This window comes from Candidatus Thiodiazotropha endoloripes (assembly GCF_001708965.1).
Taxonomy (GTDB): Bacteria; Pseudomonadota; Gammaproteobacteria; order Chromatiales; family Chromatiaceae; genus Thiodiazotropha; species Thiodiazotropha endoloripes.
Genome location: NZ_LVJW01000003.1, coordinates 17,362 through 35,132, shown reverse-complemented (window position 1 = coordinate 35,132; position 17,771 = coordinate 17,362). Strand labels below are relative to the sequence as shown.

General features: G+C 51.5%; 15 protein-coding genes. 6 read left to right on the top strand and 9 right to left on the bottom strand.

Annotated features, from left to right (window positions below; all coding sequences use genetic code 11):
- Window positions 1-243 precede the first annotated feature (243 nt).
- The gene (locus A3193_RS00150) at window positions 244-2,778 is read right to left on the bottom strand and encodes an EAL domain-containing protein (protein ID WP_083218527.1); all 2,535 of its coding nucleotides are present in this window, start codon (window positions 2,776-2,778) and stop codon (window positions 244-246) included.
- A gap of 887 nt (window positions 2,779-3,665) precedes the next feature.
- Here A3193_RS00150 and rsmA point away from each other — a divergent pair.
- The gene (gene rsmA / locus A3193_RS00145; RefSeq protein WP_069004191.1) at window positions 3,666-4,460 is read left to right on the top strand and encodes a 16S rRNA (adenine(1518)-N(6)/adenine(1519)-N(6))-dimethyltransferase RsmA; all 795 of its coding nucleotides are present in this window, start codon (window positions 3,666-3,668) and stop codon (window positions 4,458-4,460) included.
- Between the two features lie 181 nt (window positions 4,461-4,641).
- On the opposite strand, the gene A3193_RS00140 is transcribed toward rsmA, so the two are convergent.
- Entirely contained in the window at window positions 4,642-5,376 is a 735-nt protein-coding gene (locus A3193_RS00140) for a hypothetical protein (protein ID WP_141694744.1), read from the bottom strand.
- Window positions 5,377-5,931: 555 nt separating this feature from the next.
- Between A3193_RS00140 and A3193_RS20235 the strand changes: the two genes are divergently transcribed.
- Entirely contained in the window at window positions 5,932-7,329 is a 1,398-nt protein-coding gene (locus tag A3193_RS20235) for a cytochrome b/b6 domain-containing protein (RefSeq protein WP_235614872.1), read from the top strand.
- Window positions 7,330-7,354: 25 nt separating this feature from the next.
- Here A3193_RS20235 and A3193_RS00130 read toward each other — a convergent pair whose 3' ends face one another.
- Entirely contained in the window at window positions 7,355-7,774 is a 420-nt protein-coding gene (locus tag A3193_RS00130; RefSeq protein ID WP_069013758.1) for a hypothetical protein, read from the bottom strand.
- Between the two features lie 524 nt (window positions 7,775-8,298).
- Between A3193_RS00130 and A3193_RS00120 the strand changes: the two genes are divergently transcribed.
- From A3193_RS00120 to A3193_RS00105, 4 genes are all read left to right on the top strand, one after another.
- The gene (locus A3193_RS00120) at window positions 8,299-8,721 is read left to right on the top strand and encodes a c-type cytochrome (RefSeq protein ID WP_069004187.1); all 423 of its coding nucleotides are present in this window, start codon (window positions 8,299-8,301) and stop codon (window positions 8,719-8,721) included.
- 43 nt (window positions 8,722-8,764) lie between these two features.
- The gene (locus tag A3193_RS00115; protein WP_083218226.1) at window positions 8,765-9,202 is read left to right on the top strand and encodes a DUF302 domain-containing protein; all 438 of its coding nucleotides are present in this window, start codon (window positions 8,765-8,767) and stop codon (window positions 9,200-9,202) included.
- Window positions 9,199-9,795: a TlpA family protein disulfide reductase gene (locus tag A3193_RS19945; RefSeq protein WP_071938081.1), complete on the top strand. Its 597-nt coding sequence runs from the start codon at window positions 9,199-9,201 to the stop codon at window positions 9,793-9,795. The genes A3193_RS00115 and A3193_RS19945 overlap by 4 nt, the downstream gene beginning before the upstream one ends.
- An 84-nt stretch (window positions 9,796-9,879) precedes the next feature.
- Window positions 9,880-10,317 carry a c-type cytochrome gene (locus tag A3193_RS00105; protein ID WP_069004184.1) on the top strand — a complete coding sequence of 146 codons (438 nt, stop codon included), beginning with the start codon at window positions 9,880-9,882 and terminating at the stop codon, window positions 10,315-10,317.
- Between the two features lie 139 nt (window positions 10,318-10,456).
- Here A3193_RS00105 and A3193_RS00100 read toward each other — a convergent pair whose 3' ends face one another.
- The 6 genes from A3193_RS00100 to A3193_RS00075 all read right to left on the bottom strand — a co-directional run bounded on the left by A3193_RS00100 (window position 10,457) and on the right by A3193_RS00075 (window position 17,425).
- The gene (locus A3193_RS00100; protein WP_162273719.1) at window positions 10,457-11,227 is read right to left on the bottom strand and encodes an ankyrin repeat domain-containing protein; all 771 of its coding nucleotides are present in this window, start codon (window positions 11,225-11,227) and stop codon (window positions 10,457-10,459) included.
- 54 nt (window positions 11,228-11,281) lie between these two features.
- A complete protein-coding gene (locus A3193_RS00095; RefSeq protein ID WP_069013757.1) occupies window positions 11,282-12,190 on the bottom strand; it encodes a sulfurtransferase in 909 nt (302 codons plus the stop codon).
- Complete coding sequence (locus tag A3193_RS00090; protein ID WP_069013756.1) at window positions 12,190-13,119, bottom strand: metal ABC transporter solute-binding protein, Zn/Mn family; 930 nt, start codon at window positions 13,117-13,119, stop codon at window positions 12,190-12,192. Before A3193_RS00090 ends, A3193_RS00095 begins: the two co-directional genes overlap by 1 nt.
- Window positions 13,120-13,142: 23 nt before the next feature.
- Window positions 13,143-13,724 (bottom strand): hypothetical protein, encoded by a 582-nt coding sequence (locus A3193_RS00085; protein ID WP_069013755.1) that lies wholly within the window; start codon window positions 13,722-13,724, stop codon window positions 13,143-13,145.
- Window positions 13,724-14,839 carry a NapC/NirT family cytochrome c gene (locus A3193_RS00080; protein WP_069004179.1) on the bottom strand — a complete coding sequence of 372 codons (1,116 nt, stop codon included), beginning with the start codon at window positions 14,837-14,839 and terminating at the stop codon, window positions 13,724-13,726. The genes A3193_RS00085 and A3193_RS00080 overlap by 1 nt, the downstream gene beginning before the upstream one ends.
- 234 nt (window positions 14,840-15,073) lie before the next feature.
- Window positions 15,074-17,425, bottom strand: coding sequence for a multiheme c-type cytochrome (locus A3193_RS00075; RefSeq protein ID WP_069004178.1), 2,352 nt, complete (start codon window positions 17,423-17,425; stop codon window positions 15,074-15,076).
- Window positions 17,426-17,771 lie beyond the last annotated feature (346 nt).

Here is a 17,771-nt window from a genome sequence, read left to right as displayed (position 1 = left end):
AACAGACAGTTTAATGCTTTAAGCCCCTTGTGATGACTCATTACGCATACAGTCAGTAAGTACAAAAAACGCCACGGCCTGTATATTAGGGAAGAAAAAAAAGCGTCATGAATCCATCGGGCAAGCCATTTACCGGTTGCCTGTTTATTGCGACGGTCGATTGGTAACGATTGTCCTCAAGTGACCCTCTATTCAAGAGCAAGGTAATTACGGAATGAAAAAATTCATCATTCTCGAAAAGACTCAGTTGGTCAAATTGCGATTCCAGTGTCCATCCTCGCGTATCAGCTTTTCTATGGCGGCAGCATCGACCGGACGACTGAAAAAGAACCCCTGCCCCCGCTGACACCCGTTTCGTACAAGACATTGCCATTGCTCTCGGCTCTCAATACCCTCAGCCAAAGCCCGTTTATTGAGATTCTTGGCCAACTCAATGGTGGTAAGTACAATCTGTTCATCATCCCGGTCTGTCACTACACCGTTTACGAATGATTTATCGATCTTCAATGTATCAACCGGTAGATTCTTAAGGCGACTGAGAGAGGAGTAGCCGGTACCGAAATCATCAAGACTCAGACCGATGCCCAGTTCATGCAGCCGTTCCAGCCGCTCGATGACGATGGGGGAGGCATGCAGTGTGGCACCTTCCGTGATCTCCAGAATCAGTTTCGAAGCAGGAATCTGTGCATCCTCCAAGGCCTGGAGTACAATTGCTTCCAAATCTTCTCGTTGAAGCTGAAGCGTCGACAGATTAACGGCCACTTTCAGATCCAAGCCCGAGCCATACCATTCTGCCATCTGCCGGCAGGCAGTCTGCAGCACCCAACGGCCGATAGGTAGAATCAGACCGCACTCCTCCGCCACCGGGATGAACTCTACGGGCGAGACTTTACCAAGTGTGGCCGAGTCCAGACGCAGAAGGGCTTCCACGGCCAATATTCTGCCGTCATTCAGGTCCACGATGGGTTGGTACGCCAGGTGAAACTCCTCTTTTATCATTGCCTGGTTGAGCCCCGTCTCCAACATATGGCGGTGTTGGATCCGCTGGGCCAGATCGCCAGCGTAAAGCGCATAGGTGTCGCGTCCCTCGCCTTTAGCGGTGTACATGGCGGCATCGGCGTTCTTCAATAACTCAACTCTATCCTTGGCGTCCTCCGGATAGAGACTGATGCCGACACTGGCTTTGACATAGTAGCTTTTACCGTCCAACAGGAAAGGTTCGCGCATGGTATCCAGTATACGTTGGGCAAGGGTTGTAGCTTTTAAAGCCAGATACCCAGCAGCATCCTCCATCTGCTCTTCTTTTCCATCCGGCATCATTAGAATGAGGAACTCGTCACCACCCTGACGGGCTACAAAGTCAGGCTGGCGAATCTCAGGTCGTAAACGTTTCGCTACCTCGCTCAACAGTTCGTCGCCGGTTGTATGCCCGGCGCTGTCATTGATCACGCCGAAGTTGTCCAGGTCCAAAAACAGCAGGGCAAGGCCGTGGTCGTAACGATGGGCATGGGCCAGTGCATTATCCACAGCCTCCAGAAATGCGGCCCGATTGGGAAGACCTGTAAGGCTGTCGTGATGGGCCAGGTATTCGATACGCTGCAAATTGTGTTTTTGCTCGGTGATGTCCTGAAAGGCCACCACGCCACCTACGATACTATTTTGTTCGAAGAGGGGTGTGGTGATGTAGGAGATGGGTATGGCCTTGCGCTCCCGACTCATGAACTGGTCATCTCGACTGGAGTGTGATTCACCACTCTGCAGCACTCCCAACATGGGACACTCATCCTCACTGCAGGTAGAACCGTCCGTTTTCAGATAGTGGATGAAACCGTGAATCGATTTGCCAAGAAGTTCGTTTTCTTTCCAACCCAACAGTTGTTCCGCCGCTGGATTAAGGAAGGTCAAGCGTCCCTTGTCGTCGAATCCGAGCAACCCTTCTCCCAGTGCGCCGATGACCGACCGGTTGTAGTTACTCGCCTGGGCCAGTGAGTGTATGGCGTTCTGGCGATCTTCAAGATGACGGCGAGCCCGCTGTGTATAAAAGCCGATACCCAACAATCCACAGAGCCAGATTCCCCCATGGGTTGTGCCGATCAGCAGCAAATGTTCACTGCTGTCTTTCCGATAGGGCGCCATGGGAATGGCGATGGAGACTCCACCGCGGATGTCACCGACTTTATAGCCGTGCCGTTCATGGCACTTCAGGCAGCGTCGTTTTGTGACCATCGGGCGCATCATCCGCAGCGTGGGTTGGCCGCGAAAATCTACAATTTTTGCTACCTCGTCCGACTCCCCTTCAAGGTTCTCGAGCACCCCCCGCTCCCACTCGTCCGGCTCATTCTCCTCGTGCAGCGGTTCCAGGCTGGTGATGTGGATATAATCATTATGCATCCGGCTGAAACGCTCGTTGATCTTGCGAATCATATAGGCCGGATTCATCAGGGTGAGCTGTTGCTCCGCATCGGTGGTGACATCCCGATGTGGCAGGTCCACCAGGTGGGGATTAGGCTGTGTCTGTTCTGTGATCTTCACATAGACACCGCCCTGAGCCGCAATCCACTGGCGTACTGCCTGATCTTTCTCGTAGTAGGCGCGAGCCACGCTGAGTGCGGTGGCGAACTCACGGTTACCCTGATCGTGTACTGTCCAGGCAAAAACACCTGTGATCAGCAATGTCCATGTTAATACGGCAACCAGGGTATACTTTCGCAAAGACCCAAGCGCTGAAGTGAAACCGATTTGGAGATCGTTGCTGACTTCGGATGTGGTCGGGTTCACCGCTGATTCTCCGTGATTAACTAGGGTTACGGATAGGGTGTTACTCCTTTACTCTTATTTGTTCTTGGTACTTTAGCGACTGCTGTAGGAAAAGGTTTAGTATAACAGTGAAAATCAGCCAATCCGGCTTTTCACGTAGATCTCGCCCCATTGATTTACAAAGAGAAACTCTTTTCAAAACAGCGTCTCACCAAGTGGTAGGAAAGCAAATATCTCTTTGCGACAAGTGTTGATTTGGAAATGGTAAAAAAGTTATTAAAAAAGCGCTGAAACGAATTATCGACTTTAGAAAAGCTTTTGATTACAATCGGTTATAATAAGTTACGATTATTTTCACAGGTGATGCCAATTCGGCCCGTTGCTCTCAATAAACAAGCCCTAAGATTCTGCGGCGACCTTTGCCACACTTGGCAGGCGTCAAGTCGATACGGCAATTGCTGTTACTAACCCGGCGACCAAGTGTTCTTGATGGCAGCTTATGCATTACACCCGCCAGGTGCCCATAACCCAGGCAGCTGCATTTGAGATACTTCGAAAATTCTTGCTGAACATGTACAGGTAAAGGCTTACCCTGTGCTACCATCAGATTCCTGAATTCCGGGCCATACCGATCGACAATCTGGTAAAGGAGGGATCTCTCCAACCGGTGTCGTTAGTGTGGTGGGGGTGGGTGCAGCACACTTTTATTGATGGCTGCCTGTGGCATCCCGCATCTCCATACCTGGAGATTTCATTGTTTTATTGTGTGCAAGTGTGAAGCTTGACTCAAACCACTGTCGTGGTTTTCGATACGACTCAACATCTCACGACTGATATCATAAACGCCTGGTCTTTGTGGATAATCTCAATCCATTGATTCCTAACATATTGTTAATACTAATTTCAGCATGGGCAACCCTACACCACACAGAGCCAGAAAGAGGTTTGGTCAGAATTTTCTGCATGATCCGGGCATCATCCAGCGTATCGTCCAGGCCATTGCCCCGCAACCCGATGACAATCTGGCGGAAATCGGTCCTGGACAGGGGGCAATCACAACAGAACTCCTGCCTCTGGTCATCCAGATGCACGCCATTGAACTCGACCGGGATCTGATCGAGCCACTGGCGCACCGCTGTGCGACGCTCGGCAAACTGCAAATCCATAACATCGATGCACTTAAATTCGACTTCTCCAGGCTGGCTGAGCCGGAGAGACCCCTGCGGGTAGTTGGCAACCTGCCTTACAACATCTCCACACCGCTGCTGTTTCACCTGCTGGATCAATCAGCCAACATCAAAGATATGCATTTTATGTTGCAAAAGGAGGTGGTGGAGCGGATGGGTGCCGATCCAGGATCAAAGAGCTACGGCCGTCTCTCGGTAATGCTGCAGGCCAGAGCGGAAGTGACCCCCCTGTTTACTATTGGTCCCGGGGCGTTCAATCCCCCCCCGAAAGTCGACTCAGCCTTCGTCCGGTTAATACCCCATGAGAGCCTGCCATATCGGATCGACAATTGGGATAACTTCAGCCAGGTGGTTGCCGATGCCTTTTCACAACGTCGAAAAACGCTGCGTAACTGCCTGAAGAAGACACTCACCGCAGAAGCGATCGAGTCTGTCGGAATCGATCCAGGCATCCGTGCCGAATCACTCGCCATTGAAGAGTTTGCCAAGTTGGCAAGCCTGTTAAGCAATCCATGACCCGCTTTATCGGGTAGATGTTCATTTCCACAGAGACTGAATAAACCTATGAACAGTCTGACTTTGTGATCATGCCGGGTTTAGTATTTTACAGTAGTAAAAACCTGATCGCGGATGGACGACAAGTACCGCAAATATTGGCCAATAAATAGAACCGTGATAATTCCAACACTAATCAATACTATTTGTTGAATACAACATCTTCCAGAATAACCGGATAGAAATACCCATACCCAAAGTCCTTATTGGTAAACAGCATACCCTTGGCAACTACCTCATCACCGACACCGACCCCGGCTTGAGTCGTTCGCAGAATGATCTTGTGATTCTTCGCCTGTTTGCTACCGGTTCCATCTTCCAGATGCACCCAATCCCGGCCCATGATCTGGCTGGAAACTTTTGATACTTTGCCTTTCACTTCTATCACCCGGCCACTCAGCTCCTGCTTTTTCTCAAAGACCTGCTCTACCGTATAGCGCCCTACCGGGTCACCCAGCTCGACGGGTGGCTGTGGTGCCGCGATCGGTTTCGGTGGCTGTTTGTTTTTTGACGGCTGAGCATGGGCTTTGGTCGGAAGAGCTTCACCTTTGCTGATGGCCTCGACAAAGAGGATTCTGTCAAAGGTTCTGTTCAACGTCTTACTGGTAAAATTCTCCATCAGCATCTGTTCGTAAAAGCTGATCTTTTCACCAACCTCAACCTGAGTCTCCGGCACGGCAATCCAGTAAACGCTGCTTGACTCCTCCACCCGGATATAGGTGTAACCGGCCGTGGAAATTGCCTCCAACACACTGCCCGTATGGGGAATTGCATCACGATTCGGAGCCGCTCCGGTTTTACCGTAAGCGTAGACTTGTCCACTGCCAAACAGAAGCAGCATCGATGCAATCCAGGAAATCACTCTCGTTCTATTCATAATAGTTTTCTCTAATCTGTCTACCGTCGAAACAATCTCTGAGAATCGTATCTGACCACCTTACCAGATAACTGCGTCAAGTAAGGCAATGTCGTGTCACAATGTTGGACCCGTTAACAGACAACGGCATGAATCTGAACAGAACCAGCCAGACTCCACCAGAACACCACATCATTTACCAACTACACGGCGCCACCGGGGAAACCCCAATATCACTGGGTATAAATAATCTCTCATGCAGCTTACAAAGCATGAAAGATCAGCACAAGCCATATATATTGTTGTTTACAGGCCAGGGATACTAGATCGGCACAAACAAACTGAAACACCACACTCAGATTCATATCGAATATCCGGTTTTCGAAGGCTATCCGGTAAAACGACCCAGATCAGTCAACTGGAAGGCAGTAATCCACGAACTCTATTGATCTGCTGAGTGTGACTGAAAATCCCCAGAGGTTGGCTGAATCCAAGTTAAAGATGGCTCAATACCCCTTAACCTGTCGTTACCACCTGATTCGCTTATTCAGCATTGCCGGCTGCATAGTCTGCCTGATGGCTCTGTTCAGCCACACCGCCTCGGCAAACAGCGGTTTTGAAGACCCCAACGATCCAAGTCTGTTCGTGCCAGCGGACAAACAGCACAGCAGCTGGCTGGAGTCCATCGGCCCAGGACAGGGGCCGGTAAGACGCAACTCCGTCAAGGCGGATGCTCATGAAAATGTAAAATCCTTTTACCACGCCCGCTACTGTCTCAGCTGCCACGAAGGGCAGCAGAAAAATCTGCACTATGCCCGTACCGAACTGGTCTGTCGGGACTGCCACATCTCGAAACCTGTGGCCGGCATAAACAACCCAAACGCAGCGGCCTATGCGGAACACCGTTACGAGAAGGTCTGCGCCAAATGTCACGAAAACGCCGGCCCCGGCATGGGCAGCTATCTAATCCATGAGAAGCCCCCCTGGTCGAGTCAGACCCGGGAAGGATTCCCCGCCCTCTATTGGTCAACCATGGCCATTCTCGCTTTGGCGTTTGGGGTGTTTCTGTTCTTCATGCCCTACACCTCAGTCTGGGCCTGGCGTGAAATCAGACAACACTGGAAGCAGCGGGGGAAAACCACTCAAGCCGATGGCCAGACTCTTCTGATAGAACGATTTTCCCCGGGTGAACGTTGGCTGCACACAACCCTTATCGTCTGTTTCATGCTGCTCTCTCTGACCGGTGTGGCATGGATGACCATCGAAACCGAATTCGGCAAGTTGCTGGCACTCCCGTTCGCCGGTGCCGAAGGTACGGTATGGATTCACCGACTGTTCGGGCTGCTGCTGCTGGGGATATTCAGTGCACATATCATCTACCTGATTCGCTCAGCCGTTATCGGCAAACCGGGCTTTCTCAGAGGGCCGGACAGCCTGGTCTGGAGCTGGAATGATTTCAAGGCGATTCATCAGCATATGGCCTGGCTGTTTGGTCGAAGAGAGCATCCGGTATTCGACCGTTGGTCCTGGTGGCAGAAATTCGACTACTGGGCGGTTTGGTGGGGACTGGTGATCGTTGGCACAACCGGCCTGGTGATGTTTGATTCAGTGCTCACCACATCTGTATTGCCTGGATGGATGATGAATGTAGCCCGCTGGATCCACAAGGTGGAGGCCATCTTGGCGATGGCTCACATTTTTGTGGTGCACTTTTTTATCGAGAGTTATCGCCCCAGCGCCTTCCCATTGAATGCACATATTTTCCATGGCGCAGCCGAACTTCAAGCATTGGAGCAGGAGCATCCCGCCTGGATCGAACGCATGCAGAACGAAGGCAATCTACAACAACGCGTCATTACCCAGCCACCCCGCGCGGTACAGATCGCCTTCTTTGGATTTGGTTTGAGTATGGTTGCCCTGGGTCTGCTGCTGCTACTGGGCATGCTGCTGTTTGCAGTGGAATTGAGTTTCTAAGGCAGTGCCTGCCTAAACCAGGCACTCACCACTTGGGGCAACGGGTAAAGATGAATTGATAGGTTTTATCTTTCCAGGCCCCACCCCAGATCCGGGTAAGATGCATCTCCTCACCTTCCAGGCGCAGAATTTCAGTCACCGGTGTCCCCCAACCACGAATAGTCTGGGCCTCGCACTCGGTATAGTCGTGATTGCAGTTGAGATCGGCCCTGTGGGTCCGTCCGCTTCGACCGCCACGGATAAACAGACTTCCCTGCTTGACCGCATAGTGGGTGATCATGCGCTTCTTCTCCCGACACCAGTCCCCGATCAGACCGACAGGCTGCTGGGTCGCTTCAGTCTGAGCAGCTTCCGCCAGCAAATCCTTACCCGAGAGGAGTGCAAAAAGTGTCAGTAACGCCGCCAGCCAGCGTCTCTGAAATCGTGTTCGATGAAACAGCTTCACGCCTTGCCTCCCGATGAATAATCAGCAGCCCGGAACCCCGTTACCGGTACTTCCTCAAGCTGCTGGGATAATACGATGTCTGTTCCGAAGGGTAAACCCAGCGATCCACTAGGGCCTATTGGATTAGTGTTAACAGGCTCTAGGAACTCTCTCTTTAACTGCTGACTTCGGAATCTCTGGAACGGTCTGTTCATATCCATGCTTTTCGATTGAACGATTCGTTCAATTTCACATCCTTATCAAGCAATCAACAAGCCAACGATCAGCTGTAAACGTTCTGGAAAGGATTCAGACTGGAGACGACTTAGGGCGATGATTCCCCAACTATCAAACATATATCGGCCCCTTACCGTTAGCAGCCAATTCCAGCAACGGGAAACCGACAAAATCCACTTCAGCTGGCATGGATATTGCGGCATACTCAGGTTAGCAAAACCCATACTGTATTAAACACATACGCGGAACTTTCTCAGTAGAAACTTCTGTTTCTACTTCAGCAGGTTTCCAGTTTTAGGAGTTTTTTGATGAAGAAGTTTGCTCTGATTGCCCTGGCTATTGTCATTGCCCTACCGGTGGCCAGTGTTGAAGTAATGGCGATGGATGATGCCAAAATGATTAAAAAGATGGTGAAAAAGGGGAAAAAAGTCGCCATTAAGCAGTGCTTTGCCTGCCATGATATCACGGCAGAAAAACAAAACAGGGTTGGCCCACCACTCTGGGGGGTGTATGGAAAACCTGCCGGTTCAGTGGAAGGCTATGAATACTCTGCCGCCCATCTCAGCAAAGCAGACTCCATCGTCTGGGATGAAGCCACGCTCGACGCCTATCTGCAGGATCCCAAAGCGCTCATCCCGGACAATAAAATGGCGTTTCCTGTTGTCGGCGTGAAACCGATGTCGGATAAGCAACGCAGGAACGTAATCGAGTTCTTGAAGTCGTTAAAGTAATCGTCCGTATTTTTAAGATCCAGCAGTCAGGAGATCATTAATCATGAGCCGTTTACTAAGGGGTATTACCCTACTCCCATTGTTAACCCTGTTAATGATTACCCCACTACTGGCAGCCGATGGTGATCTGGTAAAAATCGAAGCCAAGGCCTCTGCCAACGAGATTGTGGAAAGCTTGAAAAAGCAGCTCGCAGAACAGCGTTTCAAAGTCTTTTCTGTCTACGACCACGGTGATGCAAACTCTGTGAAAAAGGTGATCTCATTCGGCAAATCAAACCAGAATGCGCGCATCATGTGGCACGACCCCGCCGCCGGATTGGAGTTACCGCTTAAAATTGCGGTATTCCAGGATGATGTGGGCACCCGGGTGATCTACCGCAAACCCAGCTCTCTGCGCAGCACCTACAGCCTGGAGGATTGCCGCCTGCTGGATGACCTGGACCAGATATTCGCGCAGCTGGCACAGCAAGCCGTCCAGTGACTTATTTCAAACCTCGCAGCACTCAGCTGCTCCTGCTTGGACTTATCCTTATCTCGGGGCCTGTGGTGGCAGAGCCGCAGGCTCCGCAAGGATGCCAAAGCCAGGCATTCGGAAGCGGTCATTTCCGTGCTTATGCCGATCCTAAACCGGTTTCCAGAAACGCGTTTTATAACAGCGAAGGGCAAAAGGTTCCTCTTGATACGCTCCCCGGCCCACGTGCGTTACTGATCAATTTCTGGACTACCTGGTGTACCCCTTGCAGGGAGGAGATGCCATCCATGGATCGGCTTCAGGCTCGCATCTCACAGGACAAATTGATGATCCTCCCTCTGGTCCGGGACGGTAAGGGTGTCTCGCAAGCGAACCGATTCTATCGAACCCATGAAATTACCAATCTGCCGGTTGCAGCTGACCGGTTTGGTAAAATCTCCTACGACCACAGGATTGGCGCTCTGCCCCAGACACTGTTTGTCGATCAGCAGGGTATGGTAAAAGGGATGCTGATCGGTGCGGTGGATTGGGAAAGCAAGCCAGTCCTGAAGTTGCTGAGCAACTGCCTCGATGTGAGTTTGAACGAAGCTACATTGCGTTAGTGCCAGTTAGGGCCTGTTAACCCTAATCCAACAGCCCCTAGTACTAATCCAATTGATTACTGCAATTAACCAGTAAGAGGAAACATGAAACTTCTTGCCCGTCTCAGTTTGATTTTAATGCTGCTGCCATCCACTGCCACCACGGATGACAGTGTGGAGGAGATCTATCACTATCGCTCAAGAATCATGGAAAATGCCTCCAATCATCTGAAAGCTCTGCAAGGTTATGTAAAAGGTGAACTGTCGATCGAAAACCACATCCCAACCCATGTGGATGCATTGTTGAACCTCAATGATATCTATCAGGATCTATTCCCGGTCGGGGATCAACACCCGGAGTCAGAGGCACTGGCCCTGATCTGGAGCGATCCACGAGGGTTTCAAAGCGCCATACAGCACAATCGCCGTAAGATCATGGCGCTTAAAGCGGTCGACCCAAGTGATATGAAAACAATGAAACGAGCTGTCAACGATGTGCGCATGAGTTGTGGTGACTGTCACTACTATTTCAGAGAGCGATGAACACTGATGGCGCCAATAGACAACAATCAACAATTGGACAGATGATTCCAATCCCTGTCATACCTGAATATATGAAACGTAATGATTGACTACCTGATGAGTGAGTAATCCTTCACTATTTTTATGAAGAAATTTTCGCCTACTCCTGGGCTACGGTTCTATCGCCACACTTCAACAACACTGACATTTCGCGCTTTTCCAGTTTGTTGGCAAAATCACAGGCATCCACAACGTCCTTCTCCATTTTCAGATAGTCTGGCGCGATCATCGTCTGTTTCACATCAGCACCATACTCGAGCAGCTGCTTGACCAACTCCTGATTGCCTGTATTGATGGCATACATGAGCGGTGTCAGATCCTCTTCACTGACCCGATAGTTGACGTCCACTCCATTCTCCAGCAATAACTTGACCGCTTCCCCCTTCTCCTCACTGACAGCCTCTTGCAGAAGCGTCCTGCTGAACATGGTTGTCACATTCAGATCCAATCCCTGTTGGATCGCCTTTTTCAGTTGTGCACCCCGATCCACAATGCCAGGTTCATACAGCACCAATTGAAGCAGCTCCCCCTTCTCAACAGCCCCTTTATAGGCCTCACATCCGGACTCGGAACCATAGTCACAGGCAAGCTTGGTATATTTGTAGGCTTCAACGATATCTTTTGTTTCAATACCGAACTTGATCTCACCTTCAAAATAGGCAGAGGCCAGAACCAGGCAAAGCTCACCACTTTTCTCATCCACACAGTAGCTTTTTAACTTCTCTCCTGCCTCTTTGTACTGCAGCTGAGAAACAAGCGCAGTGACCTCTCTCTGCCAACCGAAGGGCGTCCCTTCCGCCATTGCCAGGAGAGGCAGAACAAGCAGGCCCATGAGTGGGAGAATCATTTGTTTGATGTTTTTTCCATTCAAGCTGTAATCCTGTCGCATTTTGATTACCTACAGATCTGAATTGAGTTAAAAAACTTAACCGATTGGGCCACCCATATCATCGGTACTGTCATGCATCTCGCCACCCCAGTCTATCCACTCCACCAGGGAGCCATCATAGAGCCGGGCATTCGGGTTTTGCAGAATCTGGTGCAGCACAAACCAACCCAATGCGGCCCAGACACCGGTATCGCTGAATGCGGCAAGTGACCCTGTTGTCTGGATGTCATAACGCTGAAACTCCTGCTGCAGTCTCTCCACTGGCAGGAACCGCCCGGTATTCTTATCCAGCAGACGCACAGGCGGTATCCCCACACCATCGTAAATCGTGCCCCCTTCAGCTACCTGCGGATTACGCTTGTAGCCATCAAAATAGAGGCTTGGACGGAAATCAATTACCGGTCTGTTGTTGTCCAGCAGATCCTCCACCCGATTGCTGTCGGCCAAAAGATCAGGCTGCCAATTGATGGTGCACCGCTTCGCCTCAATGGATGAGATACCCTGTTGCAGATCATCACTGGAGAGAGACTCAATACCTCCATCCAACAGCGCCACCTGCTGAAAACCAGCCATCATCAGGCTCCAGACAACACGCGATGCCTCTGCAATCTGCCTGGGACCTCTGGCGGATCCGACGACAATCACAGACTCCTGCCCCGCCAATCCGAGACTGCCCAATAGAGCTGCCAGTCCATTCTCACCGGGCAGGTACCCGGGCAGTCCGTAACGCTCAACCTGCCAATCGAGCTCATTGAAACCGGCCCAGCGGGATTGCGGCCAATGACCTGCCATGAATTCGGCACGGGATCTGACATCAAGCACAACAACCTCATGTCGGTTCTCGGAGAGCCAGGCTCCATTCACCAGTACCGGTAACGAGGCAGAGAAAAGATCCAGTGGCCCGAGACATCCCAGCAGCGCCAGGATGCGTAACAGCGAATCCATCAGGAGCGGATCACACAATCATTCAGTTTGGAGGCCAGATTGCCAAACCACTGAAAATAACCACCCGTGGTTTTCGGCATCTGTTGACCGGCGGGATCCAAAACCACCCGGTTCAATCCGGCCTGATCCAGCACCGACATAAGATGCTGATCAAAAGGTTCTGCCGCCACCACACACTTAGCCCCTCTGGCCTTGGCTTTCTCGACGATATCCTGGGCCGTTCCACCGGCAGGGACCGTATGCAGCTTATAGCGCTGTTCAAGGTATTGAAACTCATCCTGCAGGACCACAAACGGCTGACTGCTGGCTTCATGCAGAAGCTTGTTAACCCGGATATCCAACTCCCACAGGGCCTGAATAATCTGATCCGAGTTACCTTGATAAGCCCAGTGGTTACGTTGGTCCAATCCCTGATAAACCATGGTGATCGCTTCCAGCGCGGCCATTGCGTTCAGTGGATCGAGCCAATACATGGTATCGATCATGCCTTCCGGCCGAATCGTCTGCACCATGCCATACCCTTTACCCAATGACTCCATGTGCGGATCTTCATCCTCATTCGGACCTTTCCAGTCTGCCGGAGTCCGCTTGGCCAGCTGATGTACACCAGCCGCATCGATCAGTGAAACAGCGGCCTGATCGGACGCTTTCAGCTGCTTGGCAAGCACAGGCTCCAGTGTCGCGCCACTCCAGAAGAGTACGGTAAGACCGGTGGGGATATCCCAATCCCCACTCTGGTCCCGCTCCACCAACACAACCTCCACCGGACTGCCCCAGGCCAGGGCAGATGCCAGTGTGAACATGGGCGGTTGGGTAACCCCCACGCGAAAACTCTTTTGCGATGTCTGTTCGCTATCCATTTCGCCAGCAATCAGCGGTGTCATCATACCCAAGCAGAGTGCAATGACTGTCGCCATAAATTTAGCCATAACGCCTCCTCTCCGATCCATGCCTATTCAGAACTCACTGGCTTACTGTTTCCAGCCAATTGATCTTTTACTTTGCTCAGCAGCGCTTGATAGGGTCCCAACTCAGCCAGGGTGAGATGGCGCACCCCACTGTGAGAATTGAACGTCACTACGATCTTATGACCCTTCTCCATCTCATCGAGGATTTTCGCGGTGATATCCGGGGAGATCATCAGATTGTTGCCTTTTGGTGCGGTGATCTTATGACGGCTCTGTTTATCGATACCGATGGTAACCGTTGTTCCGGCTTTGAAACCCTGATAGGTGGCAACCACAAATCCAACCGAATCGGGCGTCCAGGCCGGTCCCACCTGAATAAAATTCTTCGCTTGCCACTCACCGAACTGTTCGATATGGAACATACGGCAGTAGACCTTGCTCTGCTCCATCTCATCGCAAGTCGCCTTCCAGGTTCCCGCCCGCTCTTCAAACAGGTGATTCCGTTTCATCGGCATCGGCATCTGTTGCGCCTGCATGCCGTTCTCATCAGCCGCTTTTGCCAACGCCGGTCCGACACCGAGTCCAATCATCGAGAGTAACAGAGCCGTTACGACAGGCTTGTTCATCAATCCGCCTCCGAATCGTTACGTGCACCACGCAGCACCCAGTTACTCACCAATTGTAACTGCTCCTGGCTCAACTTGGTGTAACGGCGCATCTCCTTCAGGTTATTGCGCCAATCAAACATGATCCACTTATCCCGCGAGTAGGTTTTATGACATAAGTTACAGTCCAGCTCATAGAGATCGGTCACATAATCCCAGTAGCGCTCCTCACTGGGTCCGATCGCCGTGCGGGGCACCCATCCGGTGAGTTTGATCCGGTTCCAGGTCAACTCATATTCAGGTTCCAGCTTGCTCTCGATCTTCTCTATCCGGTCCATGCCGTCAAAACTCATCTTCGCCAGTGTGACAGCCCGATTGAAGTCGATGAAGATCTGGCTACCCTCTTCCCTGTCCCAGCCTTCGCTTGCTACCTGAACCCAATCCCCCTCCTGTTTGACAACCGCCAATGGCGTACCGCCATACAGGGTTGCCAGAGGATCGTCGCCGCCTGGGGTTGCTGTCATTGCCACTTCATGGGGTAATACCACCGCTTGATCGCCCAATTGAGCACTCTGTGCCTCAGCCAGATATTCGGCTTCCATCTCACGATAGAGCTTCTCCATGTTCGGCAGTTTGTGGGCGACGCCTTTATGACAGTTGATACAGGTCTGCTCACCGCTCAACAGCTTTTTGTGCATCTTTTGCGCCAGTGAAGTCTGCTTTTCCGTCAGCATGGTTTCATTGGTATGGCAGTTGCGACACTCACGGGAGTCACTCTGCTCCATGGTCGACCAGACATTCTGCGCCAGTTGCAGACGGTAGGCTTCAAACTTCTCCGGCGTATCGATGGTACCCAGAGCCCAATGGTAGAGCTCTTTCGTCGCCTGGATTTTGCGCACCAGTTTTGCACCCCAGGGTCTTGGCACATGACAGTCTGAACAGATTGCCGGAACCCCGGAAGGATTATGTGCATGAGCCGACTGCTCATACTCTCCCTGCACTACATTCATTTCGTGGCAGGAAGTACAGAATTCATAACTATTTGTATATTCCATGAAGGTGTTGAAACCACCCCAAAGAATAATGCCGGCGATAATACCGACACCCAGCGTCAACCAACTGAAAGCTCTCTTCATCATCACATTCCTACCAATTAGTTCCGCCATTCATTCCGAGAATTGTCATTCACTTTGTCATCAAGACCTCTTGTCGAGCAATGGCAGAGCGCTGTAAAGCAAGCAGCCTCTCTGACCAACATCGGCATAGATGATGATCACAGTGCTCAAATCGAGGGGGAAGGAAATAGTGGAGCCAGCCCAGAGGGCTGGCTCCATCCAATCAGGTGATAATCACCTGTTTACTACATGCCCTTACTTCTTCTGGGCAGCAATCGCTTTCAGCGCTTTCTTCATGAACTGCTGGTGCTCGAAGCTATCCATAACGCCAGGTTCGGATACCTTCTGCCAGAAGTCAGGATTGAAACGCTCTTCGTGACAACCGAGGCAGACACCGGTCTTCTCGATGGCATCACGCTTATCGTCTGGCAACGGACCAGTCAGCGGCCAGTGAGAACCTACGGAACTCAGCTGCTCGCCATCCTCAGTAACAATCGCAGACCAGTCATAGGTCAGACCGGGGATACCGGGGATCTGAACCTGGGTCTTCTGAGGAATGATCTTACCAGTGGCAGAGTCCTTCAGATCCAGTACGAAGTCCTTGTCAGCACCCAACAGGAAGCGACCGCCTTCAACACCGTAACCCAATGCCTTTGGATTGTCGTGACAGGACTCACAGCTACGGGCACTACGGCCAGCGGTGTGAGGCTGTACAGCTGCGGTATCGATACCGGGACCTTCAGGTGTTTCCCAGATCTTGTTGTTGACCAGGGTCTTACCATCTTTGTCGATAACCGTCGTGGTTACCTGACAACCAGGCATCATCGGGCTGACGCGACCTTCACCATTGATACCGAGTACCGGAGTCTCCCAACGCAGATAGGAGCGGGTCTCCATGACTTTACCAGGGCTCTTCATGCCGTTGGTGCCAGGAGGCGCATCCGGAGTCAGACCGGTCTTGGGATCACGATTACTGGCGTTGACCAGCCAGTCGGTACCCTCATTGCCTTTCGAGTAGTCAACTGTGACATGACAACCGTAGCACTGTGGAACCCAGTCGGCATGACAAGCGTAGCACTCCATGTTGTTCTGATGCTGTGGGATCAGGAACATGGATACTTTCGCCAGAGTCGACTTGAAGGTGCCTTCGTCGCCGATCTGTTTCAACAGAGGTACTCTGAAGTCCAGACCGTTGGCGGAGTGAACGATAACGTCCTTACCCTTCTTAACCACATTACCCAGAGGATTGCCGCGCGCGGTCAGCAGGTAACCATCCTGAGGTTCATACTGAGTGGCGTCTTTCATGTACTCAGGCCACTTCGTGCCAAGTCCACGAGGCTTGGTGTAGGCGGTCGGCAGACCGTCTTTCATCTCACCAAACTCTTCGCCACGACCCAGCGGCAGATCCCAAGGCAGTTTGTTGAAGGTGCCGTGGCAGTCTTCACACTCGACCTCGACCTGAGCCAGGGTGGTACCCGGGATATTGCCATCACCATGCAGATCGATGGTGGTATGGCAGTCCTGGCAGAGCATGCCACCCTGCGGGTTACCGGCAATCGAGTTCATCTCATGATGCAGGTCTTCCTTGATGAACAGGTAACGCTTGGTGTGCATCTTAGGCTGCTTCTTACCCTTTTCATTGAAGGGCGAACCGTAAGGTGCTTCCATGATGCCCTGATAGCTCACGCCAACACGCTTTCCGCGGTTGTGACAGGAGACACAGGTTTCAACAGGAATACCGGAGAACTCAACTTCACCAACCTTGACTTTGGTCTTACGGGTACCCTGCATGCGGTGAGTCAGGATATGGCCCGCTTCGTCCTTCTTGATGGTTGGATCGCCACCTTCATAGTAGCCATCATTGGAGTAAGGCACGTGACAGGCGGAACAGCCGGATCCACGGTAGTCACCACGCTTATCCCGACCGGTCACACCAACATGACAACGCTGACAATCATGACGGGAGTAGGTCAGACCCGCATGGTTGGGATTGTCGGTCAGTTTCTCCAGATCAACCTGTGGCAGCTGTTTCAGACGCTTCGGCATCTGATCCGGATGCTTCTTGACGAAGTCCTTCATGTACTTCTTGTAGGCCTTGGTACCAACCAGAGGCACAGGACCATCGTCATCCATCACATCATAATTGCCCCAGACAACCTTCATGTCTTTCTGGTAACCCCATGACCACATGTTACCCTGCAGTTTACCTGCCTCAGTATTCATCAGGGATTTATTCAGACGGTCATAGTATCCAGAGTGGCACTGGCCACAGGCTTGGTCGTTAACTGGCATGGCGCCAGGATCGGGCAGGAAGTTTTTAGGTCCACCCTTTTTTGCTAGTCCGGCGGGGGAGCCCATATGGGCTTTCATTTTATCTTTTTCTTCTTTCGGGTTACCACCATGACAGACCACACAGCCGGCCGGGTCTCCCAATTCTGCACCCATCTTTTCAATGTCTTCCTGCATCACACCATCACTAAAGCGTTCTATGCCGTCGTGACATGCCAAACAGGCTTTGCCTTGGGCCTCAGCTACAGGGATCAGCGTATTGCCTCCGCTTCCCCAAGCAACCAACGCCACTACTGCAAGTAGTGCTAGGCGTTTCATTATCAGACTCCCAATATAATGGTTAAAAATTGCATCCGACCAGCGGAAGCGACGAACACGGGCATCTGCCCCATCAATTTTTCTTCCTCAGCATCGCTCTCCCCTGCAATGCACATGCGCATAACGCACACAACAGAATCGCAAGATCTATACCAAGGCCGCCGGATATGATTCAAAGTGAGATAAAAGCCCGCTCAAGCTGTGGATTATTTTCGAGTGACAGGCAGATAAACCGGGGCTTTCAAAGGGTTATAGCTGGCTACCTATTTGTAGCTATTTTGGGCTACTCACAAATGGAATGGGGGATGCGGAGCACAGTGTGGTTGCAACCTATTGAACGAATCGT

Coding starts and splice junctions, on each gene's coding strand:
- A3193_RS00120 (WP_069004187.1), top strand. CDS start 8,299: ATGAAGAAGTTTGCTCTGATTGCCCTGGCTATTGTCATTGCCCTACCG.
- A3193_RS00090 (WP_069013756.1), bottom strand. CDS start 13,119: ATGGCTAAATTTATGGCGACAGTCATTGCACTCTGCTTGGGTATGATG.
- A3193_RS00105 (WP_069004184.1), top strand. CDS start 9,880: ATGAAACTTCTTGCCCGTCTCAGTTTGATTTTAATGCTGCTGCCATCC.
- A3193_RS00085 (WP_069013755.1), bottom strand. CDS start 13,724: ATGAACAAGCCTGTCGTAACGGCTCTGTTACTCTCGATGATTGGACTC.
- A3193_RS20235 (WP_235614872.1), top strand. CDS start 5,932: ATGGCTCTGTTCAGCCACACCGCCTCGGCAAACAGCGGTTTTGAAGAC.
- A3193_RS00075 (WP_069004178.1), bottom strand. CDS start 17,425: ATGAAACGCCTAGCACTACTTGCAGTAGTGGCGTTGGTTGCTTGGGGA.
- A3193_RS00115 (WP_083218226.1), top strand. CDS start 8,765: ATGAGCCGTTTACTAAGGGGTATTACCCTACTCCCATTGTTAACCCTG.
- A3193_RS00080 (WP_069004179.1), bottom strand. CDS start 14,839: ATGAAGAGAGCTTTCAGTTGGTTGACGCTGGGTGTCGGTATTATCGCC.
- A3193_RS00095 (WP_069013757.1), bottom strand. CDS start 12,190: ATGGATTCGCTGTTACGCATCCTGGCGCTGCTGGGATGTCTCGGGCCA.
- A3193_RS00140 (WP_141694744.1), bottom strand. CDS start 5,376: ATGAATAGAACGAGAGTGATTTCCTGGATTGCATCGATGCTGCTTCTG.
- rsmA (WP_069004191.1), top strand. CDS start 3,666: ATGGGCAACCCTACACCACACAGAGCCAGAAAGAGGTTTGGTCAGAAT.